We start from the raw sequence: 26,110 nt of genomic DNA on the forward strand, positions 1-26,110 counted from the left end.
AGGGGCACGGGGGCTCCCCTTGCAGCCGGCGGCGCGGCGCGTAGGGTGGCCGCGACAGCCGGCACGAGGAGACCCCGATGACACCGACCTTTGCCGCGGCGGATGCCGAGGCGCTTCCGCTGCACGTGATCGAACAGGGCGGCGTGGACGCCTGGGCCGAGGCGCAGCCCGAGCCGGTCCGTGCCTGGGTCGCGGCGTCGGGGTTCACCGGGGCGCTGAACACCGCGCTCGCCATCCCGGGCGAGGGTGGCGCACCCGCCATGGCGCTCGCGGGCTACGGCACGCCCGCGCAGCGTGCGCGGACGCGGTTCGCACTGGCGGGCGCGCTGCCCGCACTGCCGCCGGGCACATGGCGCATCGCGTCGGGCCTGCCCGAGGCCGACGCCCCGCGCGAGGCGCTGGGCTGGCTGCTCGCGGGATACCGGTTCGACCGCTACAAGGCGCAGGATGCCCGGCATCCGGGGCTCGTCGCGCCCGAGGGGCTCGATGCGGCGCGGATCGAGATCCTCGCCGCGGCCGAGACGCTGACCCGCGACCTCGTGAACACGCCCGCCGCGGACATGGGGCCGGCCGAACTGCAGGCCGCCTGCGAGAGGCTCGCGGCCGATCATGGCGCGCGGGTCGAGACGGTGACCGGCGAGGCGCTGCTCGAGCGGAACTTTCCGATGATCCACGCGGTCGGCCGGGCGGCGGCCGCGCATGCCGCGCCGCGGCTCATGGACCTGCGCTGGGGGGACGCGGGCCCGCGGCTCACGCTGGTCGGCAAGGGCGTCTGCTTCGACACCGGGGGGCTCAACCTCAAGCCCGGCGCCTCGATGGGACTGATGAAGAAGGACATGGGCGGGGCCGCGAACGTGCTGGGGCTCGCGCAGGCGATCATGGCGCTGGGGCTGAAGGTGCGGCTGCGCGTCCTGATCCCGGCGGTCGAGAATGCGGTGTCCGGCGCGAGCTTCCGTCCCGGCGATATCCTGACCTCGCGCAAGGGCCTGAGCGTGGAGATCAACAACACGGACGCGGAGGGGCGGCTCGTGCTCGCCGACGCGCTGGCCTTCGCCGACGAGGAGATGCCGGACCTGATCGTGTCGATGGCGACGCTGACCGGGGCGGCGCGCGTGGCGGTCGGTCCCGACCTCGCGCCGTTCTACGCCACCGAGGACCGGCTTGCCGAGGCGCTGCAGGCGGCCGCGGGGCCTGCCGCCGATCCGGTCTGGCGCATGCCCTTCCACGAGCCCTACGAGGCGATGATCGAGCCCGGCATCGCCGATCTCGACAACGCGCCCTCGGGCGGCTTCGCCGGGTCGATCACGGCGGCGCTGTTCCTGCGCCGCTTCGTGACCGCGACGCCGGCCTATGCCCATTTCGACATCTATTCCTGGCAGCCCGCGGCGGCGCCGGGGCGCCCCAAGGGCGGGCTCGGGCAGGGGCCGCGCGCGATCCTGGGCGCGCTGCCGGGGATCCTGGGGCTGTGACCGACCGCCGGCGCCTTGCCGCGAACGGCCGCGTGGCCGCGGCGCATCTCGAGGGCACCGTACCGTCCGAAGCCTATGTCGAGGGCACGCCCCAGGTGGTGACGGCAGGCGTCGCGGACCTGATGCGCGCGCCGGAGGGGCCGCGGGACCGGCAGCTTCTGGCGGGGGCCGAGGTCACAGTCTACGAGCGGCGCGACGGCTGGGCCTTCGTCGCGGCGCGGGCGGACGGCTATGTGGGCTACGTGCGCGAGACCGCGCTGGGCACGCCCGGCCTGCCGGCGACGCATCGGGTGGCGGTGCGGGCCACGCATGTCTACCCGGCGCCCGACTTCAAGCGGCAGGAGGTGGCGACGCTCAGCCTGAACGCGCGGCTCGCGGTGACGGGCGGTGGCGGGCGGTTTCTCGAGACGCCGGCGGGCCACGTTCCGGCGGCGCATCTCGCGCCGCTCGATGCGCCCGAGGCCGACCCGGTCGCGGTGGCGGAACGGCTGATCGGCACGCCCTATCTTTGGGGCGGGAACTCCGCCTTCGGGATCGACTGTTCGGGGCTCGTGCAGGCGGGGCTGTCCGCGTGCGGGATCGCCTGCCCGGGCGACAGCGACCAGCAGGAGGCCGAACTGGGCGAGAGCCTGGCGGAGGACGTGCCGCTGCGGCGCGGGGACCTCCTGTTCTGGGCGGGGCACGTCGCGTGGGTGGCGGGGCCGGATCTGATCCTGCATGCCAACGCCCATGCCATGGCGGTGTCGTTCGAGCCGATGGCCGCGGCGCTGGCGCGGATCGAAGGGCAGGGCGACGGGCCGGTGACGCGCCGCGCGCGGGTCATTCCACCGCGCGGATGAGCTTGCGTTCGAGGACCCGCAGCACGGTGCGCAGCTCGTGCCCGCGCTTGAGGATCTGCCCGTCCATGCCGACGACGGCGTACTGGCCCTGTTTCGCGCGCAGGCGGGGGCGTTTCTCGATCCGGTAGAGCGGCTGTTCCGCGGTGCGCCGGAAGATCGAGAAGATCGCGGCGTCGCGCAGGGACGAGATGCCGTAGTCGCGCCACTCGCCGGCGGCCACCATGCGCCCGTAGAGGGCGAGGATCTCGTTCAGCTCCTGTCGCTGGAACATGACCGTCTCGGGGCGGGACGGCCCGGCGGGGAAGGCGGAGATCTGGTTCATTCCGGAAAAGTGCGCGCCGCGGGCCGCGAAATCAAGCCTGACGGGCCGGGGAGCGCACCGCGCGGCGACCGGTCAGGCGAAGGCGCCCTGGCAGAACCAGCCCGGCGAAAGCGACGCGCCGTGCGCGTAGAAGAGCCAAAGGCGGTCGCCGCGGTCGGTGTCCACGCGCCAGTAGTCGCGCTGGCCGCTGCGCCATTCGGGATCGTCGAGCCACCATTCCGGGGCGATGCGTTCGGGGCCCTCGGCGCCGGTCGCAGTGAAATCGCGCCCGCGCCAGCGGAACCGGCCGGGCGGCTCGGGGGTGTCGGGGCCCGCAACGGGTTCGGGCCGCCAGAGAAGGAGCGGCCGCCGCCGCCGCTCCGGCCAGTCGTCCGCGGGGTCGGACCAGGCGGCGGCGAGGGTCAGCGCCGCCTTTTCCGGGATGTGGCTTTCGGCCGGGTGGCGGCGGGTGATCGCCTCGAGCCCCACGCGCGCGCCGAGCCGGCCCACGAGGTCGTCGAAGGCGGTGTTCGACGACAGCCGTGCCGCCACCGCGCGCCCGGCCTCGAGATGGCCGACCTTCTCGCGGGCGTGCACGGGTTCGTGGGCGACCGCCTCGAGCCGCAGCATGTCGATGCCGAAGCCCGCGTCGATCTCGGCCACCTTCATGGCGAGGAGCGGGCGCAGCCGGTCGGGATCGTGCGCGGGACGCGCAAGCCCCACCTCGCGCCATTCCATGCCCTGGTCGGCGCGCCACGCCTCGAGCCGGACGAGCCGCGCGCCGCGCCCGCGCCGTTCGAGCCGCTCGCAGAGCCGGGGCAGCATCCGGTCGAGCGCCGCCATCACGTCGGCCTCGAACCCGATCGGATCGGGCAGGCTCATCCGGACGGCGAAGCGTTCGGGCGCGGCCACGGGAGAGACGGGTTCCGGCGCCGCCCCGAGCGCCTGGTCGAGCCGGCGCACGAGGCCGGTGCCGAACCGCCGGGCGAGGCCCGCGCGCGGCTGGCCGATCAGGTCGCCCACCCGGCGCAGGCCGAGCCGCGCGAGCTGTGCCACCATGTCTGCGTCGAGGCGCAGCGCGGCCACGGGCAGGGGGGCCAGCGCGCCGTGGGCCTGCCCGGGCGGCGCGATGCAGAGCGCTGGGGCCTGGTCCGCGGGCGCCGGCGGGGCCGCGCCGCCGCGTTCCCAGTGCCGCCGCTTGACCGCCCGCGACCGCGTCGCCCGCGCCTCCTGGTCGATGGCGTCGCCCGAACGCGCGCTGGCCGCGCTGCGGCCCGCATGCCGGGCGAGCGCCCAGGCCGCGCCCAGCGTGTCGGCGATGCCGGCGCGCACGCTGAGGCCCAGGTCGTCGCAATCCTGCCGGACCTGCGCGATCAGGGCCTCCTCGCCACCAAAGAGGTGCGCGCAGCCGGTCAGGTCGATCACCAGGGCGTCGGGCGGCTCCTGCGCGACCCAGGGCGAGAACTTGCCCGCCCAGCGATGCAGCGCGGCGAGGAACGCCGCCTCGCGGTGGGGCGCCTCGATCCGGGTCAGGAGATCCGCGCAGGCCGCATGGGCGTCGCGCAGGGGCTGGCCGCGCCGAAGCCCCGCCCGCGAGGCGGCGACCGACAGCGACGCGAGGACCTGCATGTTGCCGCTCTCGCGGACCAGGGCAAAGGGCACGCGGCCGAGCGTGGGGTCGCGGCGGATCAGCCGTTCGGCCCCGAGGCGCGGAAACCACAGGGAGAGGATGCGACGGTGGGACATGGCGGGCAGCACAGGATGTTCGCCATTTGTTCTAGCTGCCGCACCCCGGCGAGTCGAGTCCCGCGGGCGCCCCGCGGGACCTGTCCGGGCGTCAGCCGCGCGCCTTGGGCAGCACGCAGAGCATCTCGTAGAGCAGGTTCGCGCCGATCAGCGCGGTGTTGCCCGAGGGATCGTAGGGCGGCGACACCTCGACGAGGTCGCAGCCCACGAGGTTGAGGCCCGCGGCGCCGCGCACGATCTCGAGCGCCTGCCACGTGGTCAGCCCGCCCGGCTCCACCGTTCCCGTGCCGGGCGCGAAGGCCGGGTCGAGGCTGTCGATGTCGAAGGAGAGATAGCAGGGCGCGTCGCCGACCGTGGCGCGCACCCGCTCCATCAGCGGCGCGAGGGAGCGGTACCAGCACTCCTCGGCCTGCACCACGGTCCAGCCCTGGGACCGGCCCCAGTCGAAATCATCGGCCGCGTAGCCCGTGCCGCGCAGCCCGATCTGCACCACCCGGTCGTTCTGCAGGCAGCCTTCCTCCCAGGCGCGGCGGAAGGGGCAGCCGTGGGCGGCGGTCTCTCCGAACATGGCCTCGTTGATGTCGGCATGGGCGTCCACGTGGATCAGCGCCACCGGGCCGTGCCGCTCCTTCATCGCGCGCAGGATCGGCCAGGTCAGCGTGTGGTCGCCGCCGAGCGTCAGCGGCACCGCGCCGTGGTCCAGCACCTCGCGGTAGAACGCGGCGATGATGTCCACGGATTTCTTCAGGTCGAAGGTGTTGATCGGCACGTCGCCGATATCGGCCACCTGCATCCGGTCGAAGGGCGCGGCGCCCGTCGCCATGTTGTAGGGCCGCAGCATCCGGCTCTCGTCGCGGATCTGGCGGGGGCCGAGCCGGGTGCCGGGGCGGTTCGACGTGCCGATGTCCATGGGGATGCCTACGAAACAGGCGTCGAGCCCCGCCGCCGAACTGGCGGAGGGCAGCCGCATCATCGTCGCGGGCCCCCCGAAGCGGGGCATGTCGTTGCCGCCGAGCGGCTGGTTGAAACCTGTCATGGCGCGTCTCCTTGTCCGGTCCGGGTCGCGATCAGCCGGGCGACGGGACGGGTCTGCCGCGCCACCGCCGCGTGCAGGTCCTGCAGGGTCATGCCGTCGTCCTTCACGAATTCGAGGAACATCATGTTGAGATTGTTGAACAGGACCTGCCCGACGGCGCGCGCGTCCACTTCGGCGCGCACCTCGCCCCGCTCCTGCAGCCGCAGCAGGAGGTCCGTCACCTGTGCCGCCAGCGCGGCGTCGAGCGCGGCGTAGCGCCGGCCGTTCGGCGTGTCCGGCGCCTCGATCGCCAGCGCCATGGCGGTGCGCCACATCTCCTTGGAAAGGTATTCGAGCGAGTGGTCGTAATAGCCGCCGATCAGCCGCAGGATCGCGTCGGCCACCCCCGGCGGCGGCGCGTCGAGGATCGCGGCGCCCTGCGCCAGCACCTCCTCGACCTCCATGGCGACGGTGGCGATCAGGATGTCGCCCTTGGTCCGGTAGTAGTTGTAGACCGTGCCGACCGATACCTCGGCCGCCTCGGCGAGGTCCTCGATTCGCACCGCGCGGTAGCCGTCGGCCCGGAACCGGGTCGCCGCCGCGCGCAGGATGCGCGTTTCGCGGTCGGCCTTCTGTCGTTCCCTCAGGCCCGCCACGTCTTTCCCCGCCCCATTCGCGCCCGCATCGAAAATTGATGTTGACTGCAAAAATGAACCCATTCAACTTTTTTCGCAACAGCAACGGGGAGAGACAGAATGATCCTGAGGACGATCCTTGGCGGCACGGCACTGGCCTGCATCGCCGGCGCGGGTGCCGCGCAGGAGCTGAACGCGCTCGTCTGGTGCGACCACACCGACGACGCGCTGATCGAACCCTTCGAGCAGGAACACGGCGTCACCGTGAACCTGCGCGAATACGAGGGCACGGGCGCGGCGCTGGCGCTGCTCGACCAGTCGCGTCCGGGCGACTGGGACGTGATGGTGATCGACGGCATCGACGTGTTCCGCGCGGTCGAGGCGGGCTACCTGGCCGAGCTTCCGGTGGACGAGCTGCCGACCGGCGACTTCTTCCCCGAGGTGGTGATGGAGGCCAACAACGTGGTCGACGGCAAGACCTACGCCGTGACCGAGAAGTTCGGCTACAACACGATCTCGTTCAACTCGGACAAGGTCGATCCGGCCGACATGGACGACCTCGCCGCCGTCTGGTCCGAGAAGTACGACGGCCGGCTGTCGATCTACGACTATTACCTGCCGGTCATGGGCCTTGCCGCCATCGCCGAGGGCATCCCCACCGCCGAAATCGGCGCGGACAACCTCGAGACGATCGGTGGCACGCTGTCGGACATGCGCGCGCGGGCGGCCTCGGTCGCGGGTGTCGTCGCGGCGCAGACGGCGCTCGCCACGGGCGAGGTCGACATCGTGGTGGGCGGCGGCGAATGGCTGACCGCCGTCCTGGCCGAGGAGCGGCCGGAGCTGACCTGGACCATCCCCGAGCAGGGCGCGGTGCGCTGGGCGCAGTCGATCGGCGTGGTCGAGGGCAGCGAGAACCCGGATCTCGCGCTCGAGTTCGTCAAGTACATCGTCAGCCCCGAGGGACAGGCGCGGCTCGCCACATCGTCCTGCTTCTGGGGGATGCCGGCCAATGCCCGCGCGGGCGAGATCCTGACCGACGAGCAGAAGGCGGTCCTGCGCTGGGACGACCAGCCCGACTACCTATCCCGGACGCAACTCTACCCCGCGCCCGACGCCGATCTCGACATCGAGATGCAGGACCTCTGGCTCGAGACCCTGCAGCAGTGACGGGCACGCGGGCGGGCTGGGGCTTCGTCGCCCCGGCCCTCATCTGGACGCTGGCCTTCTTCGTCCTGCCCTTCGCGGTCATGGGCGCGATGAGCCTCGCGACGCTCGACGGCCGCACGCTTGTCTGGGGGCTGAGCCTGTCGAACTACGCCGAGCTGGCGGAAAAGGCCTATCTCTGGCGCGCCGTCGTCGTCTCGCTGGAGATCACGCTGACGGTCACGGCGCTGTCGGTGCTGCTGGCCTATCCGCTCGCCTGGATCATCGCCTACCGCGTGCCCGAACGCTGGCAGCGGCTGGCACTCCTGCTGGCGATCCTGCCGTTCTGGACGTCCTACGTGGTGCGGTCTTATGCGTGGCTCCTCGTCCTGTCGCGCGAGGGCGTGGTGAACCAGGCGCTGATCGGGCTCGGGCTGACCGCGGAGCCCGTGACGCTCGCCAACACGCGGCTCGCGACGGTCACCGGCTTCGTGCACTTCTTCGTCATGCTGCTGACGCTCACGATCTACGCGAACCTGCGGCAGCTCTCGCCGAACTACCGCCGGGCGGCGATGGATCTCGGCGCGAACGCGGTGCAGACCTTCCGTCACGTGATCCTGCCGCTGACCCTGCCCGGCATCGTCACCGGGGCCTTCCTGACGTTCGTCCTGTGCATCGGCGACTACATCACGCCGCAGATCCTCGGCGGCAACACGGAACTGACGGTGCCGCAGGTCATCATGGTGCAGCTCGGCCGGCGTGCCGATTTCCCGCTCGCCTCGGCGCTGGCGCTGGTGCTGATGGCGCTGGTGACGCTCGCCTACCTCGCGGGCGCGCGCTGGCTCAGGGTGGACCGGCTGTGAGCCGCGCGATCCCCTGGGCCTATCTCGCCCTCATGTTCGGCTTCATCTACCTGCCGGTGGGCGCACTGGTGCTGTTCTCGTTCCAGGACGGAACGCTGCCGGTGCCGCCCTTCGAGGGGCCGTCGCTGCGCTGGTACGCGGACGTCCTCGGGGACGAGGACCTCACCGCGGCGCTGCTGAACTCGCTGCTGGTGGCGGTGGGCTCGAGCGCGGTGGCGGTGACGCTCGGCTTCCTAGCGGCCTACGGGCTCGCGCGGTTCGTGCTGCCGGGAGCGGCGCTGCTGCGCGCGCTCCTGATCGCGCCGATGACTGTGAGCTACCTGATCGTGGGCCTCGGGCTCCTGATCGTGATCCAGCGCATCGGGCTGCCGCTGTCGCTGCTCACCGCCGGGATCGGGCACGCGGTCATCAACCTGCCGCTCGCCTTCGCCATCATCTACGCCTCGATGGGCGGGCAGCAGCAGAATGCCGAGCGCGCGGCGCGCGATCTCGGCGCGGGCGAGATCGCGGTGCTGCGGCTCGTCACCGTGCCGATGCTGGCGCCCGCGATCCTCGCCGCGTTCTTCCTCTCGGTCACGCTCAGCTGGGACGAGTTCATCGTGGCCTTCCTCCTGACCCGGTTCGATGTGACGCTGCCCGTCGAGATCTGGTCGATGCTGCGCTCTGGCCTGTCGCCGCGGCTCAATGCCATCGGCTCGGTCGTGTTCCTGATCTCGGTCGCCGCCGTCGTGCTGGCCGAACTTCTCGTCTTCCGGAGGCGCCGATGACCGCACCCGTCACCATCGAGGCCGTGACTCACCGCTTCGGCGACTTCACCGCGCTCTGCGACATCCGGCTCGACATCGCGGCGGGCGAATACGTCACGCTGCTCGGGCCGTCGGGCTGCGGCAAGACCACGCTTCTGTCGGTTCTGGGCGGCTTCGTCGCGCCGACCGAGGGGCGCGTCCTGATCGGCGGCGCGGACGTGACGCGCCTGCCGCCCGCGCGCCGGCCGACGACGACGGTCTTCCAAGACTACGCGCTCTTCCCGCACATGTCGCTGCTCGACAACGTGGGCTTCGGGCTGCGCATGGCGGGGCAGGACCGGCGCCGCCGCGACGCCACCGCGCGCGAGATGCTGGAGCTCGTCGGGCTCGCCCACGCAGCGCGGAAACGCCCGCACGAGCTGTCGGGCGGCCAGCGCCAGCGGGTGGCTCTGGCGCGCGCGCTGGCCGTGGGCCCGGACGTGCTGCTGCTCGACGAGCCGCTGGGTGCGCTCGACCTCGCGCTCCGGCGGGCGATGCAGGACGAGCTGAAGTCGATCCAGCGGCAGGTCGGCACGACCTTCGTGCACGTGACGCACGACCAGGAGGAGGCGATGGCAATCGCCGACCGCATCGTGGTGATGAATGCCGGCCGGATCGAGGACGAGGGCACGCCCGCCCGCATCTGGCGCGCGCCGCGCACCCTGTTCGCCGCGGGATTCATGGGCGAGACGAACCGCATCCCGGCGCGCGCCGGCGGGGCGGGCCTCGAGACGCCGTTCGGGACCGTGCCGTGGGACGGGCCGCGGGGGGACGCGGTCCTGTGCCTGCGCCCCGACGCCGTCGGCACCGGGCCGGGCGCGCTCGCCATCGGGCCCGCGCGCGTGCGCGACGCGGCGTTCTTCGGCACGCATACCCGCGCGCACCTCGTGCCCGAGGCCGCGCCCGACCTCGTCCTCGTGGCGCACCTGGCGCCGACCGAGCTTCCCGAACCGGGGGCGGTGCTGACCCTCAGCGCCGCGACCGACCCGCTGACCGCCTTTCCGACGGAGTGAGCCCCATGCAGCGCGCGAAACCCGAGGACTGGTACGCCGTCGAGACCAGGGGCGACGGCGTCACCCTGATCTCCGAGCCGTTCATCAAGGAATTCTATCGCTGCAATTGCTGGCACGTGCGCGGCCGAGACCGCGACATGCTGGTCGACAGCGGCATGGGGGTGCTGTCGCTCAGGACATGGGTGCCGCTGGTAACCGAACGGGCGCTGACCGCGGTGGCGAGCCACACCCATTTCGACCATGTGGGCTGCCACCACGAGTTTGCCGACCGCGTGGTGCACGAGGCCGAGGCCGACATCCTCGCGCGGCCGACGAACGCCGCGACGCTGGCCGATCCCTATGTCACCGACGACATCTTCGACCTGCTGCCGCCCGAGCCCTACGCCTCGGCAACCTACGCGGTCACGGCGGCGCCCGCGACGCGCACGGTCCGGGACGGCGACGTCGTGGACCTGGGAGACCGGCAGTTCGAGGTGATCCACACGCCCGGCCATTCGCCCGGCGGCATCGCGCTCTGGGAGGCGGCGAGCGGCATCCTGTTCTCGGGAGACATCGTCTACGACGGCCCGCTGATCGAGGACACCTACCACGCGGACGCCGCCGACTATCACGCGTCGATGGTGCGGCTCCACGACCTGCCGGTGCGGGTCGTGCATGGCGGGCATTTCCCGAGCTACGGCGCCGAGCGGCACCGCGCGATCATCCGCGACTGGCTCGACGCCCGCGAGCGCGGCTGAGGTCCCGCAAAAGAGAAAGGGCGGCGCCGCGGCACCGCCCTTTCGCAAAGCGTGCGTGCGCGCCGATCAGTCGGCTGCGACAGCCGCAGCAACCAGGGCCAGCAGCAGCAGGGGGATCAGGATCCCGGCCGACGAGGACTGCTGTTCGGTTTCTTCGACGACGACGACGGGTTCCATGACCACGTCATCCTTGGCGTAGGAACCGGCCATTGCCGAGGTGCCAGCGGCGGCGAAGGCAGCGGCGAGAGCGATTTTCTTCATGTTGACCTCCAGTATTGGGTCGAGGCGCCGTGCAAAGTGCCCGACAATATCGTCCCAAGGGCTTGAAACGTGAGTCGTTCTAACCAGCAAACCGCTCTTTGTGCAATTTCACTTGTAGCCGCTTGACACGCACATTTGGCGGCGTCGTCAAATTAGCAACACCTGCGTGCCGACCTTGGCGAGCTGGTAAAGCTCTTCGATATGCTCGTTGTAGAGGCCGATGCAGCCGTTCGACGACCGGCGCCCGATCTTGCGCGTGTCGTGGGTGCCATGGATGCGGTAGTACTGCCACGAGAGGTGCAGCGCCCGGGTGCCGAGCGGGTTGTCCGGGCCCGGCGGCACGTAGTCCGGCCATTCGGGATTGCGCTTCTTCATCGAGGGGGTCGGGCGCCAGTCGGGCTCGGGATCCTTGAGCGTGACCGAGGTGCGACCGCGGCGGGTCAGGTCGTCGGTAAGCGGCACAGAGGTCGGGTAGAGCTTGTAGACCGACCGGTCCTCGGACCAGTAGTGCAGCGCGCGCGAGCGGATGTCGACGAGGATCGCGCCGTTTCTCAGGTTCGAGAAGTAGGGCTGCCAGTCGAGCATCCGGAAGCTCGACACGTTGCGGCGCGTCATGTTGCTGATGTCGCGCTCCATCTCCACGGTGCCGGCACCGTTCACATCCTGCGCGATGGCGGGTCCGGCCGCGACGGCGGCCGCGGTGCCCGCGAGGAACGTCCGGCGGCTCGGGCCGCTCTTCACATTCTTGGTCATGACGTGGTCTCCGTTCATGTCGAATCGTCACCGCAATATGGCGCGAAAGTCTCAGTCGCAAATCAAACGCCCGTCACCGCAAGCCTTCACGGCGATGTGGGTTTGATCCGCCACGTTGCAAAAGATAAGCCAACGTGGACGCAAAACAAAGACGGGTGACAGGCCATGACGCGCATCTTCCTAGTTCTCGCGGCGGTTGTACTGGGTCTGGCGGCCTGTGCGCCCGTGCCGTCCACGACCACGCCGCGTCTGGGTCCCGACGGCCAGCCGTTGCCGACGGTCTACCGCATCGGCCCCGGCGACAAGAGCCGGATCGAGTTCCGCATGCTGGACGCGGTCAACGCGCTGCGCACCGACGCGGGCCTGTCCGAGGTCAGCTTCGACTCGCGCCTGAACGCCGCGGCCACCACCCATTCGCGCGACATGTCGGTCCAGCAGCGCCCGTGGCTCTTCGGCTCCGACGGCTCCTCGCCGGTCGACCGGCTGCAGCGCGTGGGCTATCAGGGCCAGCTCGTGGGCGAGGTGATCTCGGAAAGCTACGAGACGGAGCTGCAGACGCTCGCCGCGTGGATGGCCGACGCGCCGAGCCGCGAGATCCTGCTGGCCCCCGAGGCGCGCGACATGGGCTTCGCCTGGTTCCAGGAGAACGGCGGCAAGCTCTGGTGGTCGCTCGTCATGGGCGCGCCGGGCAGTGCCCCGTCGAACGACCTGGTCGCCGGTCTCTGACCGGCCGCCGCGGGCCCGCGTTCAGACGCGGTAGTAGTCGCGGTACCAGTCGACGAAGCGGCGGATGCCCGTGGCGACGTCCGTCTCGGGCGCGTAGCCCGTCAGCCGCCTGAGAAGCGTCGCGTCGGCCCAGGTCGCCGGCACGTCGCCCTTCTGCATCTCCATCAGGTTCCGCCGGGCGGTCCGGCCGAGCGCGCGTTCGATCTCGTCCACGAAGTCGGTGAGCCGCACGGTGCGGCTGTTGCCGATGTTGACGACGCGCCAGGGCGCCACGGGCGAGAGCGTGTCGCCCTCCGCGATCTCGGTCGGGTCCGCGGGCCGCACGGGCGTCGCGTCGATCAGCAGCCGGATCGCGCGCACCAGGTCCTCCACGTAGGTGAAGTCGCGGAACATCTCGCCATGATTGTAGACGTCGATGGGACGGTCCTCGAGGATCGCCGAGACGAACTTGAAGAGCGCCATGTCCGGCCGGCCCCACGGCCCGTAGACGGTGAAGAAGCGGAACATCGTCGTCGGCAGTTCGTAGAGATGGGCGTAGGAATGGCCCATCGCCTCGTTCGCCTTCTTCGTCGCCGCGTAGATCGTCATCGGGTGGTCGGCCTTGTGATCCTCCCGGTAGGGCATCTCGGTGTTCGCGCCGTAGACCGACGAGGTCGACGCCATCAGGAGGTGCCGCACCTCCGCCGCGCGCGCGGCCTCCATCACGTTGAAGGTGCCGACGAGGTTCGCGTCCACGTAGGCCCGCGGGTTCTCGAGGCTGTAGCGGACGCCGGCCTGCGCGGCGAGGTGCACGATCACCTCCGGCCGCGCGGCGCGTGCCGCCGCCATCACCGCCTCCGCGTCCTCGATCATCGCTTCGGTGGCCACGAAGCCGGGGCTCTGGTTCAGGATGGCATGCCGGCGCCGTTTCAACGCGACGTCATAATAATCCGTCATGCCGTCGAGGCCGTGCACCTCCCACCCCTCGTCGAGCAGGAGTTTCGCAAGATGGAAGCCGATGAACCCTGCGGTTCCGGTGATGAAGGCGCGGGGCATCTGGGACTCCGTTCAGCGGGACACGGCCTTTCTGCCCGGTGGCGCAGGCAGGTGCAATCGCTGCACGGATCGGGCGTTTCCCTCGTCCCGCCGCTGCGCTAGGTAGCCGCGCGACGCTTCAGGAGGTCAGGAATGGCAGAACAACATCCGGTCTATCACCGCATCGACGGCCCGATCGTGCTGATCGGCTTCGGATCCATCGGCAAGGGCACGTGGCCGCTGATCGAGCGCCATTTCGACTACGACGCCGACAAGTTCACGGTGATCGAACCGGATGCGCGGCAGGCGAACTTCCTGCGCCAGCACAAGCTGAACCACCTGCAGGTGGCGCTGACGCCCGACAATTACCGCGAGGTGCTGGGCGGGCTCTTCGAGCGCGGCAAGGGCTTCTGCGTGAACCTGTCGGTGGACACGGATTCGCTCGACCTCATGAAGTTCTGCCGCGAGATGGGCGTGCCCTACATCGACACGGTGGTCGAGCCGTGGGAGGGCTTCTACTTCGGCACCACCAACAACGCCGAGCGCACGAACTACCGCCTGCGCCAGAAGGTGCGCGACGAGAAGGCGCGCACCCCCGGCGGCACCACCGCGGTCAGCTGCTGCGGCGCGAATCCCGGCATGGTCAGCTGGTTTGTCAAGGATGCGCTGATGACGCTCGCCCGCGACACCGGCCGCGACGTCGCGCAGCCCGCGGACCGCGACGGCTGGGCCCGGCTCATGCGCGATCTCGGCGTCAAGGGCGTGCACATCGCCGAGCGGGACACGCAGGCGCGTCGCAAGCCGCGCCCGCGCGGCGTCTTCGTGAACACCTGGTCGGTCGAGGGCTTCATCGCCGAGGGGTTCCAGCCGGCGGAACTCGGCTGGGGCACCCACGAGACGTGGTTCCCCGAGAACGGCCACCGCCACGAGGAGGGCTGCCAGGCGGGCATCTGGCTGGAACGGCCAGGCGCCATCACCCGGGTGCACACCTGGTGCCCGACGCCGGGGCCGCAGTTCGGCTTTCTCGTGACCCACAACGAGGCGATCTCGATCGCGGACTACTACACCGTGGGCGAGGGGGCAGACCCCGAGTACCGGCCGACCTGCCACTATGCCTACCACCCCTCGGACGACGCGGTACTGTCGCTGCACGAGATGTTCGGATCGGGCCGCCAGCAGGAGCGCCACGAGATCCTCGAGCCCGACGAGATCGTCGAGGGCATCGACGAGCTGGGCGTGCTGCTCTACGGGCACGAGAAGAACGCGTTCTGGTACGGCTCGCGGCTGTCGAACGCCGAGACGCTGGACCTTGCGCCCTACCAGAACGCGACCGGGCTGCAGGTGTCCTCCGCGGTGCTCGCGGGCATGGTATGGGCGCTCGAGAACCCCGAGGCCGGTATCGTCGAGACCGACGAGATGGATCACGTGCGCTGCCTCGAGGTGCAGAAGCCCTATCTCGGCCCGGTGGAGGCACATTACACCGACTGGACGCCGCTGCAGGACCGCTGGGAGCATTTCCCGGAGGACATCGACGACAGCGATCCCTGGCTCTTCCGCAACGTGCTGGCGTCCTGAGGCCGGCCGGACCCGCGCCCTATTGCCGCTTTTCTCGCGCCCGGGCTGCGGTTAAGGAGGGCCGCGAGGAGACAATCCGATGACACAGATCGCGCCGCAGCCCGGCATCATGGAGATCGCGCTCTACGAGGGGGGCAAGGCCTCGGTCGCGGGCGTCGAGAACGTCGTGAAGCTCAGCTCGAACGAGAACCCGTTCGGGCCGAGCCCGGCCGCGCAGGAGGCCGTGCGCCGCGTGCTGCACGAGATGCACCGCTATCCCTCGACCGATCACGGGCCGCTGCGCCGCGCCATCGCAGAGGTGCACGGGCTCGATGCCGAGCGGATCATCTGCGGCGTGGGCTCGGACGAGGTGATCCACTTCCTCTGCCAGGCCTACGCGGGGCCGGGCGACGAGGTGGTGCACACCGAGCACGGCTTTGCCATGTACAAGATCAGCGCGCGTGCCGCGGGTGCGACGCCGGTCGAGGTGCCCGAGCGCGAGCGCGTCACGGACGTGGACGCGATCCTCGCCGGCTGCACCGAGCGCACGCGGCTCGTCTTCATCGCGAACCCCAACAATCCCACCGGAACGATGATCGGCGCGGCCGAGGTCGAGCGGCTGGCAGAGGGATTGCCGCCGCAGGCGCTGCTGGTGCTCGACGGGGCCTACGCGGAATTCGTCGAGGGCTACGACGGCGGCGCGCAGCTGGTGGAAGCGCGGCAGAACGTGGTGATGACGCGCACCTTCTCCAAGCTCTACGGGCTCGGCGGCATGCGCGTCGGCTGGGGGTACGGGCCGAAGGCGGTGATCGACGTGCTGAACCGCATCCGCGGGCCGTTCAACCTGTCGGCGCCGGCGCTCGCCGCGGCCGAGGCGGCGATCCGCGACACCGCCTACGTGGAACGCTGCCGGTCCGAGAACGCGCGGCTGCGCACCTGGCTCGCCGAGGCGCTGATGGAGCACGGCGTGCCGTCCGACACCTCGTGCGCGAACTTCGTGCTGGCGCGCTTCGCCGACCGGACCGAGGCCGAGGCCTGCGACCTCTTCCTGCAGAAGGAGGGGCTGATCGTGCGGCGCGTGGCCGGCTACGGCCTGCCCGCCGCGCTGCGCATCACCGTGGGCGACGAGGCGTCCTGCCGGCGCGTCGCGCACACGATCGGGCTCTTCAAGGCCGGGGCGCGATGAGCGACGGACCGGTCTACGACAAGGTCGCGCTGATCGGCCTCGGCCTCATCGCGTCGTCGATGTTCTGGGCGGGCCGGCGGGCGGGGCTCGCGGGCCACGTCTCGGGCTACGCGCGCACGCAGGCGACCCGCGACACCGCGCGCGAGATCGGTCTCTGCGACAGCGTCTGCGACAGCGCGGCCGCGGCGGTGGCAGATGCCGATCTCGTGGTGCTCGCGGTGCCGGTCGGCGCCATGGGCGCGGTCGCGGCCGAGATCGCGCCGCACCTGAAGCCCGGCGCGACGGTCACCGACGTGGGGTCCGTCAAGCGCCGGGTGATCGAGGACGTGGGCCCGCACCTGCCGGACCACGTGCATTTCGTGCCGGGCCATCCGCTGGCGGGGACGGAACATTCGGGACCGGAATCGGGCTTCGCCACGCTGTTCCGCAACCGCTGGTGCCTGCTCGTGCCGGCGCCCGGCACCAGTCCCGACGCCGTCCTGCGCCTGCGCCGCTACTGGGAGGGCATGGGCGCGCAGGTCGACGAGATGGAGGCGGACCACCACGACCTCGTCCTTGCGGTCACCAGCCACACGCCGCACCTCATCGCCTACACCATGGTCGGGGTGGCCGACGACATGCGCCGGGTGACCGACAGCGAGGTCATCAAGTATTCCGCCGCGGGCTTCCGCGACTTCACGCGCATCGCGGCGTCGGACCCCACCATGTGGCGCGACGTGTTCCTGACCAACAAGGACGCGACGCTCGAGGTGCTCGGCCGTTTCACCGAGGAACTGTTCGCGCTGCAGCGGGCGATCCGCACGGGCGACGGCGCGCTCCTGCACGACTACTTCACCCGGACCCGCGCGATCCGGCGGGGGATCATCGAGGCCGGGCAGGACACGGACGCGCCGGATTTCGGCCGCGCGAAGGTGGAGAGATGATGCGGACCCTGACCCTTCTCCTGGCGCTCTGGACGGGCGCCGCCGCCGCGGCACCCGACGCGTCGATGCGCCCCGTGGCGCGCGGCGGCAGCGAGACCGCGCAGGCCGTCGCGCCCGAGGCGCGGCCCATGGCGCGGCCCGAGGTCTTCGAGGCGGCCATCGCCGCGCGGCTCCTGCGCCGCTGGGAGGGGATGGAGCCCGTGCCGCGCGCCGAACCGCTCGACCGGTTCCCCGGCTTCGCCGGCGACGTGCGCGCCTTCGCCTCGGCGACGCCGCAGGCGGTGGCGCAGACGTTGCGGCCGCTCCGCCGCTCGCAGGAGCTGGTGCAGAAGGCCATGGCACGGCAGCGCGAACGCGCGCGCGGCCAGATCTGCGGCGATCCGGGCCTGCAGGGCGAGGTCGTGGGCTACGTCCCCGGCCGCATCCCGGCCTGCGGCATCGACGAGGCGGTGAACGTGCGCTCGGTCTCCGGTATTCCGCTGAGCCAGGAAGCGCTGGTCGACTGCCCCACCGCGATCGCGCTGCGCCGCTGGGTCGACGGCGGGCTGAAGCCCGCGGTGGGCCGCGCGGGCGGCGGCGTCGCCGAGATCCGCATCGCGGCGCACTACATCTGCCGGACCCGCAACCACCAGCCGGGGGCCGAGGTGTCCGAGCACGGCAAGGGCCGCGCGGTCGACGTGTCGGCGGTGCGCCTGCGCGACGGCACGACGATGAGCGTTCAGGGCGGCTATTATTCCGACAACCAGGGCCCGATCCTGCAGCGCGCGTACCGCGCGGCCTGCGGCATCTTCGGCACGACGCTCGGCCCGGATTCGGACCGGTTCCACCAGGATCACTTCCACTTCGACACCGCGCGCTACCGCAGCGGCAGCTACTGCCGCTGACCGCGGTCGCGGTCGCCGGGCCGCGCGCCCGCCGCTCGCCGCGCGCTCACTCCGCCGGCATGCCCGGATCGCGGCCGGCCTCCGCCCGGTGACGCGCCTTGATCGCCTCCGAGGTCTCGCGGCTGCCGTCATGGCTCCATCCCGGCGGCGCGACGGCGTAGAGGAGCCTCTGGCGCAGGGTCAGGCCGGGCTGGGTCACGTCGCGCAGGATCGCGAGCCATTCGTGGAAGGCGACGCGCAGCGGGTTGAAGGTGCCGAGATTGCGGACGAGGCCGTAATCGACCGGGTCGTCGGCGCGTTCGGCCACGAAGGTCCCGAAGAGCCGGTCCCAGATGATGAACACGCCGGCATAGTTGGCGTCGAGGTAGCGCGGGTTCCGGCCATGGTGCACCCGGTGGTGCGAGGGCGTGTTCATCACCGCCTCGACCCAGCGCGGCATCCGGCCGATCGCCTCGGTATGGATCCAGAACTGGTAGATCAGGTTCAGCCCGCCGCAGAACAGCACCATCGCCGGGTGGAAGCCGAGCAGGATCAGCGGCGCGCGCACCACGATCATGAAGGTGAAGGCGCCGGTCCATGTCTGCCGCAGCGCCGTCGTCAGGTTGTAGTGCTGGCTCGAATGGTGGTTCACGTGGCTCGCCCAGACCCAGCGGATGCGGTGGCCGAAGCGGTGCACCCAGTAGTAGCGCAGGTCGTCGAGCACGAAGCAGAGCGCGACCACTGCCCACGACGTGCCGAGATCGAGCGGCGTGATCGCCCAGAGCGTCATGAAAAACCCCCAGCCGACGAAGCCGAGGAGGATGCCCGAGGCGACGTTGCCCGCCCCCATGACGAGCGAGGTGAGCGCGTCGCGCGTCTCGTAGCGGCCGCCGCGCCCGCGGATCACGATCCAGGCAAGCTCGGCCAGGATCAGCGCGATGAAGACGGGCACGGCAAGCTGTACCACGTCGGGATAGATCGGATCGGTCATGCGGCATTCCCCAGGGAACGGGTCCAGGCATCGGTCTCCTCCGCGGAGAGGTCGAGCACGATGCGCGGGGCGGTGAAGTCGGGCAGGCGGATGTCGAGGCCGCGCGCGCAGCGCCGGACGCGGGCGCCGGTCAGAAGCCGCGCGGTGCTGTCGGCGCCGAAGCGCCAGACGACGCCCGGGCCCCCGGCCGTGACGATGAGCGCCGACCGGCCGTCGCGGGACATCACGACGTCCGCGGGCGCGAGCGCGGGATATTCCCGCAGCCAGGCGGCGCGCGCCGCGGCCGTGTCGGGGAAGGGGGCCCGCGCCGAGAGGCCGAGCGCATGGGTGAGGACCGCGATGCCCGCGATCCCGCACATGACCAGCGCGATCAGCACGCCGAACGGCATGGACGTCCTCCCCTGACGACGCCGAGCGTGCGCCGTGCCGGGGGCGGCCGTCAAATCCGCCGTAGCGTCAGCTGCGCCGGAGGCCCGTCAGCCCGCGGCGCCGAGAAGCGCGGAGATCACCGCCTTGGCGCTGTCCGACGACCAGTCGGCATCGCCCTGGAGCCGCGCGACCTCCTGCCCGTCCGGGTTGAGGAGGACCGTGATCGGCAGGCCCAGCACGGACATCTCGCGCGCCAGCCCCGATTTCGGGTCGCGCAGGAGCGGCAGGTTGTCCACGCCGATCTCGTCGAAGAAGGCGCGCATGGCGGGCTTGGGGTTGCGGCCGGTGGCGATGGTCACGACCTCGAAATCGGCACCGCCGAGATCGCGCTGGAGGTCCGAGAGCATCGGCATCTCCTCGCGGCAGGGCGCGCACCAGGTGGCCCAGAAGTTCACCAGCACCCACTTGCCGGCATAGTCGCCGAGCGACGCGGTCTCGCCGTCATAGGTCTCGATCGCCGTGGTGCCGGCCGCCTTGGGCTCGGAATGGAAGGCGAGCTTCTTCATGTCGCCCTCCCGCAGGGCCGCCGCGGCCTCGACATCGGCGAGCGCCGGATTTGCAAGCAGGACAAGCGCGGTATAGAGCGCGACGAAAGCCCGTTTCATTTTGCCTCCGAAGAGTGACAGGACATGGCCGAGACGACCTCGAACCGGATGTGGGGCGGCCGCTTCGCCGCCGGACCCGACGCCATCATGGAGGCGATCAACGCGTCCATCGGCTTCGACAAGCGGCTTGCGGACCAGGACATCCGGGGCTCGAGGGCCCACGCAGCCATGCTGGCCGCGACAGGCATCGTCAAGGCTAGCGATGCCGAGGCGATGCGGGAAGGCTTGCTCACGGTGTTGTCAGAGATCGAGGCCGGCACGTTCCAGTTCTCGACCGCGCTCGAGGACATCCACATGAACGTGGAGGCGCGGCTGAAGGAGATCGTGGGCCCCGCCGCCGGCCGTCTGCACACCGCGCGCTCGCGCAACGACCAGGTGGCGACGGATTTCCGGCTGTGGGTGCGCGACCAGCTCGACGCGGCCGAGGCGGGGCTCGAGGCGCTGATGCGCGCGCTGCTGACGCAGGCCGAGGCGGGCGCCGACTGGGTGATGCCGGGATTCACCCATCTGCAGACCGCGCAGCCGGTGACCTGGGGCCACCACATGATGGCCTATGTGGAGATGTTCGGCCGCGACCTCGGCCGCGTGCGGGACGCGCGGGCGCGCATGAACGAATGCCCGCTCGGCGCCGCGGCGCTGGCAGGCACGTCCTTTCCCATCGACCGCGAGATGACGGCGCGCGAGCTGGGGTTCGACCGGCCCTGCGCCAACTCGCTCGACGCGGTGAGCGACCGCGACTTCGCGCTCGAGTTCCTGTCGGCCGCCTCGATCAGCGCCATGCACTTGTCGCGCCTCGCCGAGGAGCTGGTGATCTGGTCCTCGGCGCAGTTCCGCTTCGTCGCCCTGTCCGACCGGTTCTCGACCGGCTCGTCGATCATGCCGCAGAAGAAGAACCCCGACGCGGCCGAGCTCATCCGCGCCAAGATCGGGCGGATCTTCGGCGCGCATGTCGCGCTCATGACCGTGATGAAGGGGCTGCCCTTGGCCTATTCCAAGGACATGCAGGAGGACAAGGAACAGGTCTTCGACGCCGCCGACACCTGGATGCTGGCGCTCGCCGCGATGGAGGGCATGGTGCGCGACATGGCGGCGAACGTGCCCGCGCTCGAGGCGGCGGCGTCGAGCGGCTTCTCGACCGCGACGGACCTCGCCGACTGGCTGGTGCGCGCGCTCGACCTGCCGTTCCGCGACGCGCACCACGTCACCGGATCGCTGGTGGCGCTCGCCGAGCGCAAGGGCTGCGACCTGCCGGACCTGACGCTCGAGGACATGCGCTCCGTTCACGAAGACATCACCGGGGCTGTTTTCGACGTCCTGGGCGTGCACAATTCGGTGGCGAGTCGCACGAGCTTCGGGGGGACCGCCCCGGTGCGGGTGCGCGAGCAGATCAGGGCGTGGTCCGAGAGGCTGGGGTGAGCGGAATGAAGAGATGCGTCGCGATTCTGGGGCTTGCCCTGCTGGCCGCCTGCGGCGCCGACGGCGAGCCGGTGCCCCCCGAGCCGCGCGAGACGCCGCCGGGACCCGGCATGCGCTTCGACGTCACGGGCAGCGCCGAGATCGGGGTGGCGAAGCGGTGAGGGCGCTCGCGCTCGCGGCGCTCACGGCGCTATCCGCCTGCGGCGGCGCGCCCGAGCACGAGCGGCCGGCGGAGGCGCCAGCGGCGCGGAGCCCGGGCGAGATAGAGACCACCGGCTACGCCGAGATGGGCATCAGCAACGAGGGCCTCGTGGGCGGCGGCGGCTTTGCCATGCGGCGGGGCAACTTCACGCTGGGTTTCGAGCTGTGAGCGGCCTGCGCCCGGTCTGGCTGGCGCTGGCGCTCTGGGGCGCCGTGCACCCGATGTACTGGTTCGTGACCTATCTCGCGCAGAACGACTGGTCGTTCGGGGCGTTGATCGACGCGTGGTACGTGAACGCCTCGACCACCGGGCTGACCTGGGACCTGACCATCGCCGCGGTCACGCTGACGGTCTGGATCGTCGCCGAGGTCGCGGTGCGGCGGAACTGGATCGCGCTCCTCGCGATTCCCGCGACGTTCTGCATCGGGGTCAGCTGCGGGCTGCCGCTCTACCTCTGGTTCCGCTCCCGGCCGGTCTGAGGCGACGCGCCTTCCGGCGCGTGCGAGAGCGCCGCTCTCGCGCTCTCGGGATATTTTTCCAAGAAGAAGCAGGGGGTGGCGCGGCGGGGCGGTTCCGGCTAGATCCCGCGCCGTAACGGAGCTTCCGGGCGGCGCCATGGACCATTTTCTCTATCGCAACGGCGTGCTGCACGCCGAGGACGTGTCGCTCGCCGAGATCGCGGCCGAGATCGGCACGCCGGCCTACGTCTATTCGAGCGCCACGCTGACGCGGCACTTCCGGCTTTTCGACGAGGCGCTCGGGGACATGCCGCACCTCGTCTGCTACGCCATGAAGGCCGCGTCGAACCAAGCGATCCTGAAGACCCTCGCGGGCCTCGGCGCCGGCATGGACGTGGTGTCGGGCGGCGAATACGCGCGGGCCCGCGCCGCGGGCGTGGCGCCCGACCGGATCGTCTTTGCCGGCGTCGGCAAGACGCGCGCGGAGATCCGCGCGGCGCTCGAGGGCGGCGTGCGCCAGTTCAACGTCGAGAGCGAGCCCGAGCTGCAGGCGATCTCGGAGGTCGCGGTCGCGCTCGGCACGACGGCGCCGGTGACGCTGCGGGTGAACCCCGACGTCGACGCGAAGACCCACGCCAAGATCGCCACCGGCAAGTCGGAGAACAAGTTCGGCGTGCCCATCGCGCGGGCGCGCGAGGTCTACGCCGAGGCGGCGCGGCTGCCCGGGATCGCCGTCGTGGGCATCGACGTGCACATCGGCTCGCAGCTGACCGAGCTCGCGCCGTTCGAGGGTGCGTTCCGCAAGGTCGCGGAGCTGACCGAAACCCTGCGCGCCGACGGCCACGACATCACGCGGCTCGACCTCGGCGGCGGGCTCGGCATTCCCTACCGCAACTCGAACGCGGCGCCGCCGCTGCCCTTCGACTACGGCGCGCTGATCCGGCGCACGGTCGGGCACCTGGGCTGCGAGATCGAGATCGAGCCCGGGCGGCTCATCGCGGGCAATGCGGGGATCCTGCTGGCGCGGGTGATCTACGTGAAGGAGGGCGAGGGGCGGCGGTTCCTCATCCTCGACGCGGCGATGAACGACCTGATCCGCCCGGCGATGTACGACGCGTGGCACGACATCGTGCCGGTGACGGAGCCCGCGCCGGGCCACGAGCGCAGCGTTTACGATATCGTAGGCCCGGTATGCGAGAGCGGGGACACCTTCGCCCGCGCGCGCGAGATGCCGGAGGTGGCGGCGGGCGACCTCGTGGCGTTCCGGTCGGCGGGCGCCTACGGCGCGGTGATGGCGAGCGAGTACAACACGCGACCGCTGGTGCCCGAGGTGCTGGTGAAGGGCGATCACCATGCCGTCATCAGGGCAAGGCCGTCCTTTGACGACATCATCTCGCGCGATACCATTCCGCACTGGCTGTGAGCGCGCGCTCCCGGCCGAATCCGACCGGGAGAGCCCATGGCAGAGCCGCAGACACCGCCCTCGGACATCCTCCGGACCGTCCGACGCCCGCTGGCGCTGACCCGGGCCGGCATGGTGGCCGAACGGCTGGTCAGGGGCTTCTGGCCGCTGTGGTCGGTGCTCTTCGTCACCCTTGCCGCGCTGATGCTGGGCCTGCAGGACCTCGTGCCCGTGGAGGCGGTCTGGGCCGCGGCGGTGCTCCTGGGGCTCGCCGCGCTCTGGGCGCTCTGGCGCGGCCTGCGGCGGTTCTCCTGGCCGTCTCGGACGGCGGCGCTGGCGCGGCTCGACGCGACGATGCCGGGTCACCCGATCTCGGCGTTTCTCGACCGGCAGGCGATCGGCGACCGCGACGGGGCGTCCTCGGCGCTCTGGGCGGCGCACCAGGCGCGCATGCGCGCGCGGATGTCGGAGGCGCGGGCGCCGGATCCGGACCTGAGGGTGGCCGCGGCCGACCCCTTCGCGCTGCGCTACGTGGCGGCGCTGGCGCTGGTGACGGCGCTGCTCTTCGGATCGGTGCTGCGGGTGCAGTCCGTGACCGGCATGGCGCCCGGCGGCGGCGGGCAGGTCGCCTCCGGCCCGACCTGGGAAGGCTGGATCGAGCCGCCGGCCTACACGCGGCTGCCCTCGCTCTACCTGGGCGACATCACCGCGGCCGAGGTCACGGTGCCCGAAGGGGCGCGGGTGACGCTGCGCATGTACGGCGAGGCGGGCGCGCTGTCGGTGACAGAAACCGTGTCGGGCCGGCCGTTCGAGACCGAGGCGGCGCAGGAGACGGCGCAGGACTTCGCCGTCGCGCGGTCGGGCCGGATCGCGGTCGAGGGGCCGGGCGGGCGCGCCTGGGACGTGTTGATGACCGCCGATTCCGCGCCGCAGGTGACCCGCACCGGCCCGTTCGAGACCACGTGGGACGGCGAGACCTCGCTGCCCTTCGAGGCCTCGGACGATTACGGCGTGGTCGCGGGCACCGCGCGCATCTCGCTGGCGCTCGAGGAGGTCGACCGTCGCCACGCGCTGGAACGCGCACCGGAGCCGCGCGCGCCCATCGAGGTGGCGCTGCCCATGCCCATCGCCGGGGACCGCACGACCTTCGAGGAGGCGCTCGTCGACAACTTCTCCCAACATCCCTGGGCGAACCTGCCGGTTCGGGTCGAGCTCATGGTCGAGGATGCCGCGGCGCAGACCGGGCAGAGCGCGCCCGAGGTGCTGACGCTCCCGGGGCGGCGGTTCTTCGACCCGCTGGCCGCCGCGGTGGTGGAACAGCGCCGCGCGCTCCTGTGGAACCGCGAGGCTGCGGATGACGTCGCGATGATCCTGCGCGCGGTCAGCCACCGGCCGGACGACGTCTTCCGCGAGGCCAAGCATTTCCTGCGCATGCGGACGATCCGCACCAATCTGGAGGCCTATGCCGAGGACGGGCTCACGGGCGAGGAACGTGACGAGATCGCGGAGGCGCTCTGGGACTTCGCGGTGCTGCTCGAGGACGGCGACCTCGAGGACGCGCGCGAGCGGCTGGCACGGGCGCAGGAGCGGCTGAACGAGGCGATGCGCAACGGCGCCTCGGAGCAGGAGATCGCGGAGCTGATGCAGGAGCTGCGCGAGGCCACCAACGACTACATGCGGCAGCTCGCCCAGCAGGCGCAGCGCGAGTCCGAGGAAAACCCGGACATGTCGCAGAACCCGGCCGAGAACATGATGCAGATGACCCAGAACGATCTGCAGGAGATGATGGACCGGATCCAGGAACTGATGGAGCAGGGCCGCATGGCCGAGGCGCAGCAGGCGCTCGAGGAACTGCAGCAGCTTATGGAGAACATGCGCGTCACCCAGGGGCAGGGCCAGCAATCGCCGGGCGAGCAGGCGATGGAGGGTCTCGCCGAGACGCTGCGCGAGCAGCAGGAGCTGTCCGACCAGGCCTTCCGCGATTTCCAGGAGCAGTTCGACCCCGGCCAGCAGCGGCAGGGCCAGCAGGGTGAGCAGGGCCAGCAGGGCCAGCCGCAGGGACAGCAGCAGGGCCGTGGCCAGGGACAGGCGCAGGGCCAGGGCCAGGGACAATCGGAGCAGCAGCCCGGCCAGCAGGGCGAGGGCGGCCAGCAGCAATCGCTCGAGGACAGCCTCGCCGACCGGCAGGGCGCGCTGCGCAATGAACTGAACCGGCAGCGCCAGAACCTGCCCGGCGCGGGGTCCGAGGCAGGCGACCGCGCGGCCGAGGCGCTCGACCGCGCCGAGGGGGCGATGGACGGGGCCGAGGACGCGCTGCGCGAGAACGACCTCGCCGGGGCGATCGACCGGCAGTCCGAGGCGATGGAGGCGCTCCGCGAGGGCATGCGCAACCTGGGCGAGTCGATGGCGCAGGAGCAGGGCCAGCAGCCCGGCCAGCAGGGCCAGCAGGGCACGGCGCAGGGGCAGGATCCCGGCCAGCAGCGCGATCCGCTGGGCCGCAACCTCGGCTCGAACGGCCAGGTCGGCACCAACGAATCCATGCTGCAGGGCGAAGACGTCTACCGCCGCGCGCGCGAGCTTCTCGACGAGATCCGCCGCCGCACCGGCGAGGGCGAGCGCCCCGACGAGGAGCTCGAATATCTCGAGCGGCTGCTCGAGCGGTTCTGATTCCGCGGCGGGGTGCGGGGGCGAATTTCCGACCGCTCGGTCGGCGAATTTCCCTTGCGCTGCGCCGGACAATCGGCATCCTCTGGACATCCGCCGCGCGCCGGGAGGCGCCGC

Annotated in this window: 28 protein-coding genes; 18 read left to right on the forward strand and 10 right to left on the reverse strand. The window is 71.3% G+C overall.

The genetic code is table 11. The features are described 5' to 3' along the window. The first annotated feature begins 77 nt into the window (after nt 1-77). Nucleotides 78-1,469 (forward strand): leucyl aminopeptidase family protein, encoded by a 1,392-nt coding sequence (locus RISW2_RS16850; RefSeq protein WP_043773396.1) that lies wholly within the window; start codon nt 78-80, stop codon nt 1,467-1,469. Beyond that, nucleotides 1,466-2,308, forward strand: coding sequence for a C40 family peptidase (locus tag RISW2_RS16855; RefSeq protein ID WP_043773397.1), 843 nt, complete (start codon nt 1,466-1,468; stop codon nt 2,306-2,308). Before RISW2_RS16850 ends, RISW2_RS16855 begins: the two co-directional genes overlap by 4 nt. Here RISW2_RS16855 and RISW2_RS16860 read toward each other — a convergent pair. From RISW2_RS16860 to RISW2_RS16875, 4 genes are all read right to left on the reverse strand, one after another. Further along, nucleotides 2,289-2,630 carry a DUF2794 domain-containing protein gene (locus RISW2_RS16860; RefSeq protein WP_043773398.1) on the reverse strand — a complete coding sequence of 114 codons (342 nt, stop codon included), beginning with the start codon at nt 2,628-2,630 and terminating at the stop codon, nt 2,289-2,291. The two genes, RISW2_RS16855 and RISW2_RS16860, sit on opposite strands and share 20 nt — an antisense overlap. Before the next feature lie 72 nt (nt 2,631-2,702). Then, nucleotides 2,703-4,355 (reverse strand): Y-family DNA polymerase, encoded by a 1,653-nt coding sequence (locus RISW2_RS16865; RefSeq protein WP_043773458.1) that lies wholly within the window; start codon nt 4,353-4,355, stop codon nt 2,703-2,705. A gap of 91 nt (nt 4,356-4,446) precedes the next feature. Further along, nucleotides 4,447-5,391, reverse strand: coding sequence for an agmatinase (gene speB / locus RISW2_RS16870; protein ID WP_043773399.1), 945 nt, complete (start codon nt 5,389-5,391; stop codon nt 4,447-4,449). Beyond that, complete coding sequence (locus RISW2_RS16875; RefSeq protein ID WP_043773400.1) at nt 5,388-6,026, reverse strand: TetR/AcrR family transcriptional regulator; 639 nt, start codon at nt 6,024-6,026, stop codon at nt 5,388-5,390. Before RISW2_RS16875 ends, speB begins: the two co-directional genes overlap by 4 nt. A 99-nt stretch (nt 6,027-6,125) precedes the next feature. Here RISW2_RS16875 and RISW2_RS16880 point away from each other — a divergent pair, with 99 nt between their 5' ends. From RISW2_RS16880 to RISW2_RS16900, 5 genes are read left to right on the forward strand one after another with little or no spacing between them, the layout of a single operon-like run. Continuing rightward, nucleotides 6,126-7,172: an extracellular solute-binding protein gene (locus RISW2_RS16880; protein WP_043773401.1), complete on the forward strand. Its 1,047-nt coding sequence runs from the start codon at nt 6,126-6,128 to the stop codon at nt 7,170-7,172. Next, nucleotides 7,169-8,011: an ABC transporter permease gene (locus RISW2_RS16885; protein WP_043773402.1), complete on the forward strand. Its 843-nt coding sequence runs from the start codon at nt 7,169-7,171 to the stop codon at nt 8,009-8,011. Before RISW2_RS16880 ends, RISW2_RS16885 begins: the two co-directional genes overlap by 4 nt. After that, entirely contained in the window at nt 8,008-8,778 is a 771-nt protein-coding gene (locus RISW2_RS16890; protein WP_043773403.1) for an ABC transporter permease, read from the forward strand. Before RISW2_RS16885 ends, RISW2_RS16890 begins: the two co-directional genes overlap by 4 nt. Further along, nucleotides 8,775-9,809, forward strand: coding sequence for an ABC transporter ATP-binding protein (locus RISW2_RS25920; protein ID WP_043773404.1), 1,035 nt, complete (start codon nt 8,775-8,777; stop codon nt 9,807-9,809). The genes RISW2_RS16890 and RISW2_RS25920 overlap by 4 nt, the downstream gene beginning before the upstream one ends. Nucleotides 9,810-9,814: 5 nt before the next feature. Continuing rightward, nucleotides 9,815-10,546 (forward strand): MBL fold metallo-hydrolase, encoded by a 732-nt coding sequence (locus tag RISW2_RS16900; protein ID WP_043773406.1) that lies wholly within the window; start codon nt 9,815-9,817, stop codon nt 10,544-10,546. Nucleotides 10,547-10,612: 66 nt separating this feature from the next. Here the strand turns inward: RISW2_RS16900 and RISW2_RS16905 are convergent, their stop codons facing one another. Next, nucleotides 10,613-10,807 carry a hypothetical protein gene (locus RISW2_RS16905; RefSeq protein ID WP_043773408.1) on the reverse strand — a complete coding sequence of 65 codons (195 nt, stop codon included), beginning with the start codon at nt 10,805-10,807 and terminating at the stop codon, nt 10,613-10,615. A gap of 147 nt (nt 10,808-10,954) precedes the next feature. Further along, entirely contained in the window at nt 10,955-11,560 is a 606-nt protein-coding gene (locus tag RISW2_RS16910; RefSeq protein ID WP_043773409.1) for a L,D-transpeptidase, read from the reverse strand. 165 nt (nt 11,561-11,725) lie between these two features. Here RISW2_RS16910 and dalA point away from each other — a divergent pair, with 165 nt between their 5' ends. Further along, the gene (gene dalA, locus RISW2_RS16915) at nt 11,726-12,286 is read left to right on the forward strand and encodes a divisome-associated lipoprotein DalA (RefSeq protein WP_043773410.1); all 561 of its coding nucleotides are present in this window, start codon (nt 11,726-11,728) and stop codon (nt 12,284-12,286) included. Between the two features lie 21 nt (nt 12,287-12,307). Here the strand turns inward: dalA and RISW2_RS16920 are convergent, their stop codons facing one another. Further along, complete coding sequence (locus RISW2_RS16920; protein WP_043773412.1) at nt 12,308-13,321, reverse strand: NAD-dependent epimerase/dehydratase family protein; 1,014 nt, start codon at nt 13,319-13,321, stop codon at nt 12,308-12,310. A 132-nt stretch (nt 13,322-13,453) separates the two neighbouring features. Here RISW2_RS16920 and RISW2_RS16925 point away from each other — a divergent pair, with 132 nt between their 5' ends. From RISW2_RS16925 to RISW2_RS16940, 4 genes are all read left to right on the forward strand, one after another. Further along, the gene (locus tag RISW2_RS16925) at nt 13,454-14,875 is read left to right on the forward strand and encodes a homospermidine synthase (protein WP_043773413.1); all 1,422 of its coding nucleotides are present in this window, start codon (nt 13,454-13,456) and stop codon (nt 14,873-14,875) included. A 79-nt stretch (nt 14,876-14,954) separates the two neighbouring features. After that, on the forward strand, nt 14,955-16,040 hold the full coding sequence (hisC, locus tag RISW2_RS16930; protein WP_043773415.1) for a histidinol-phosphate transaminase: 1,086 nt from the start codon (nt 14,955-14,957) through the stop codon (nt 16,038-16,040). Beyond that, nucleotides 16,037-16,963, forward strand: a complete 927-nt coding sequence (locus RISW2_RS16935; protein WP_043773416.1) for a prephenate/arogenate dehydrogenase family protein — start codon at nt 16,037-16,039, stop codon at nt 16,961-16,963. The genes hisC and RISW2_RS16935 overlap by 4 nt, the downstream gene beginning before the upstream one ends. Beyond that, complete coding sequence (locus RISW2_RS16940) at nt 16,960-17,847, forward strand: extensin-like domain-containing protein (protein WP_244437614.1); 888 nt, start codon at nt 16,960-16,962, stop codon at nt 17,845-17,847. Before RISW2_RS16935 ends, RISW2_RS16940 begins: the two co-directional genes overlap by 4 nt. A 46-nt stretch (nt 17,848-17,893) precedes the next feature. On the opposite strand, the gene RISW2_RS16945 is transcribed toward RISW2_RS16940, so the two are convergent. The 3 genes from RISW2_RS16945 to RISW2_RS16955 form a co-directional block, all read right to left on the reverse strand. Beyond that, complete coding sequence (locus RISW2_RS16945) at nt 17,894-18,817, reverse strand: sterol desaturase family protein (protein ID WP_043773418.1); 924 nt, start codon at nt 18,815-18,817, stop codon at nt 17,894-17,896. After that, nucleotides 18,814-19,206, reverse strand: a complete 393-nt coding sequence (locus tag RISW2_RS16950; protein ID WP_043773420.1) for a hypothetical protein — start codon at nt 19,204-19,206, stop codon at nt 18,814-18,816. Before RISW2_RS16950 ends, RISW2_RS16945 begins: the two co-directional genes overlap by 4 nt. 87 nt (nt 19,207-19,293) lie before the next feature. Next, nucleotides 19,294-19,851, reverse strand: a complete 558-nt coding sequence (locus tag RISW2_RS16955) for a TlpA family protein disulfide reductase (protein ID WP_043773421.1) — start codon at nt 19,849-19,851, stop codon at nt 19,294-19,296. A gap of 24 nt (nt 19,852-19,875) precedes the next feature. On the opposite strand from RISW2_RS16955, the gene argH reads away from it, so the two are divergent. The 6 genes from argH (at nt 19,876) to RISW2_RS16985 (ending at nt 25,996) form a co-directional block, all read left to right on the forward strand. After that, nucleotides 19,876-21,267 carry an argininosuccinate lyase gene (gene argH / locus RISW2_RS16960; protein WP_043773422.1) on the forward strand — a complete coding sequence of 464 codons (1,392 nt, stop codon included), beginning with the start codon at nt 19,876-19,878 and terminating at the stop codon, nt 21,265-21,267. 5 nt (nt 21,268-21,272) lie between these two features. Further along, entirely contained in the window at nt 21,273-21,428 is a 156-nt protein-coding gene (locus RISW2_RS16965; RefSeq protein WP_043773423.1) for a hypothetical protein, read from the forward strand. Then, the gene (locus RISW2_RS16970; RefSeq protein WP_043773425.1) at nt 21,425-21,637 is read left to right on the forward strand and encodes a hypothetical protein; all 213 of its coding nucleotides are present in this window, start codon (nt 21,425-21,427) and stop codon (nt 21,635-21,637) included. Before RISW2_RS16965 ends, RISW2_RS16970 begins: the two co-directional genes overlap by 4 nt. Continuing rightward, nucleotides 21,634-21,948 (forward strand): DUF2834 domain-containing protein, encoded by a 315-nt coding sequence (locus RISW2_RS16975; RefSeq protein WP_043773427.1) that lies wholly within the window; start codon nt 21,634-21,636, stop codon nt 21,946-21,948. Before RISW2_RS16970 ends, RISW2_RS16975 begins: the two co-directional genes overlap by 4 nt. Nucleotides 21,949-22,084: 136 nt before the next feature. Continuing rightward, on the forward strand, nt 22,085-23,350 hold the full coding sequence (gene lysA / locus RISW2_RS16980) for a diaminopimelate decarboxylase (RefSeq protein ID WP_043773429.1): 1,266 nt from the start codon (nt 22,085-22,087) through the stop codon (nt 23,348-23,350). Nucleotides 23,351-23,386: 36 nt separating this feature from the next. After that, nucleotides 23,387-25,996 (forward strand): TIGR02302 family protein, encoded by a 2,610-nt coding sequence (locus RISW2_RS16985; RefSeq protein WP_043773430.1) that lies wholly within the window; start codon nt 23,387-23,389, stop codon nt 25,994-25,996. Nucleotides 25,997-26,110: the final 114 nt, after the last annotated feature.

This window comes from Roseivivax isoporae LMG 25204 (genome assembly GCF_000521865.1).
In the GTDB taxonomy this organism is placed as follows: Bacteria; Pseudomonadota; Alphaproteobacteria; order Rhodobacterales; family Rhodobacteraceae; genus Roseivivax; species Roseivivax isoporae.

Excerpts from the sequence above, each read along its gene's own strand:
- RISW2_RS16850 (WP_043773396.1), top strand. The coding sequence starts at position 78 with ATGACACCGACCTTTGCCGCGGCGGATGCCGAGGCGCTTCCGCTGCAC.
- RISW2_RS16860 (WP_043773398.1), bottom strand. The coding sequence starts at position 2,630 with ATGAACCAGATCTCCGCCTTCCCCGCCGGGCCGTCCCGCCCCGAGACG.
- RISW2_RS16865 (WP_043773458.1), bottom strand. The coding sequence starts at position 4,355 with ATGTCCCACCGTCGCATCCTCTCCCTGTGGTTTCCGCGCCTCGGGGCC.
- speB (WP_043773399.1), bottom strand. The coding sequence starts at position 5,391 with ATGACAGGTTTCAACCAGCCGCTCGGCGGCAACGACATGCCCCGCTTC.
- RISW2_RS16880 (WP_043773401.1), top strand. The coding sequence starts at position 6,126 with ATGATCCTGAGGACGATCCTTGGCGGCACGGCACTGGCCTGCATCGCC.
- RISW2_RS25920 (WP_043773404.1), top strand. The coding sequence starts at position 8,775 with ATGACCGCACCCGTCACCATCGAGGCCGTGACTCACCGCTTCGGCGAC.
- RISW2_RS16900 (WP_043773406.1), top strand. The coding sequence starts at position 9,815 with ATGCAGCGCGCGAAACCCGAGGACTGGTACGCCGTCGAGACCAGGGGC.
- RISW2_RS16905 (WP_043773408.1), bottom strand. The coding sequence starts at position 10,807 with ATGAAGAAAATCGCTCTCGCCGCTGCCTTCGCCGCCGCTGGCACCTCG.
- RISW2_RS16910 (WP_043773409.1), bottom strand. The coding sequence starts at position 11,560 with ATGACCAAGAATGTGAAGAGCGGCCCGAGCCGCCGGACGTTCCTCGCG.
- dalA (WP_043773410.1), top strand. The coding sequence starts at position 11,726 with ATGACGCGCATCTTCCTAGTTCTCGCGGCGGTTGTACTGGGTCTGGCG.
- RISW2_RS16920 (WP_043773412.1), bottom strand. The coding sequence starts at position 13,321 with ATGCCCCGCGCCTTCATCACCGGAACCGCAGGGTTCATCGGCTTCCAT.
- RISW2_RS16925 (WP_043773413.1), top strand. The coding sequence starts at position 13,454 with ATGGCAGAACAACATCCGGTCTATCACCGCATCGACGGCCCGATCGTG.
- hisC (WP_043773415.1), top strand. The coding sequence starts at position 14,955 with ATGACACAGATCGCGCCGCAGCCCGGCATCATGGAGATCGCGCTCTAC.
- RISW2_RS16935 (WP_043773416.1), top strand. The coding sequence starts at position 16,037 with ATGAGCGACGGACCGGTCTACGACAAGGTCGCGCTGATCGGCCTCGGC.
- RISW2_RS16940 (WP_244437614.1), top strand. The coding sequence starts at position 16,960 with ATGATGCGGACCCTGACCCTTCTCCTGGCGCTCTGGACGGGCGCCGCC.
- RISW2_RS16945 (WP_043773418.1), bottom strand. The coding sequence starts at position 18,817 with ATGACCGATCCGATCTATCCCGACGTGGTACAGCTTGCCGTGCCCGTC.
- RISW2_RS16950 (WP_043773420.1), bottom strand. The coding sequence starts at position 19,206 with ATGCCGTTCGGCGTGCTGATCGCGCTGGTCATGTGCGGGATCGCGGGC.
- RISW2_RS16955 (WP_043773421.1), bottom strand. The coding sequence starts at position 19,851 with ATGAAACGGGCTTTCGTCGCGCTCTATACCGCGCTTGTCCTGCTTGCA.
- argH (WP_043773422.1), top strand. The coding sequence starts at position 19,876 with ATGGCCGAGACGACCTCGAACCGGATGTGGGGCGGCCGCTTCGCCGCC.
- RISW2_RS16965 (WP_043773423.1), top strand. The coding sequence starts at position 21,273 with ATGAAGAGATGCGTCGCGATTCTGGGGCTTGCCCTGCTGGCCGCCTGC.
- lysA (WP_043773429.1), top strand. The coding sequence starts at position 22,085 with ATGGACCATTTTCTCTATCGCAACGGCGTGCTGCACGCCGAGGACGTG.
- RISW2_RS16985 (WP_043773430.1), top strand. The coding sequence starts at position 23,387 with ATGGCAGAGCCGCAGACACCGCCCTCGGACATCCTCCGGACCGTCCGA.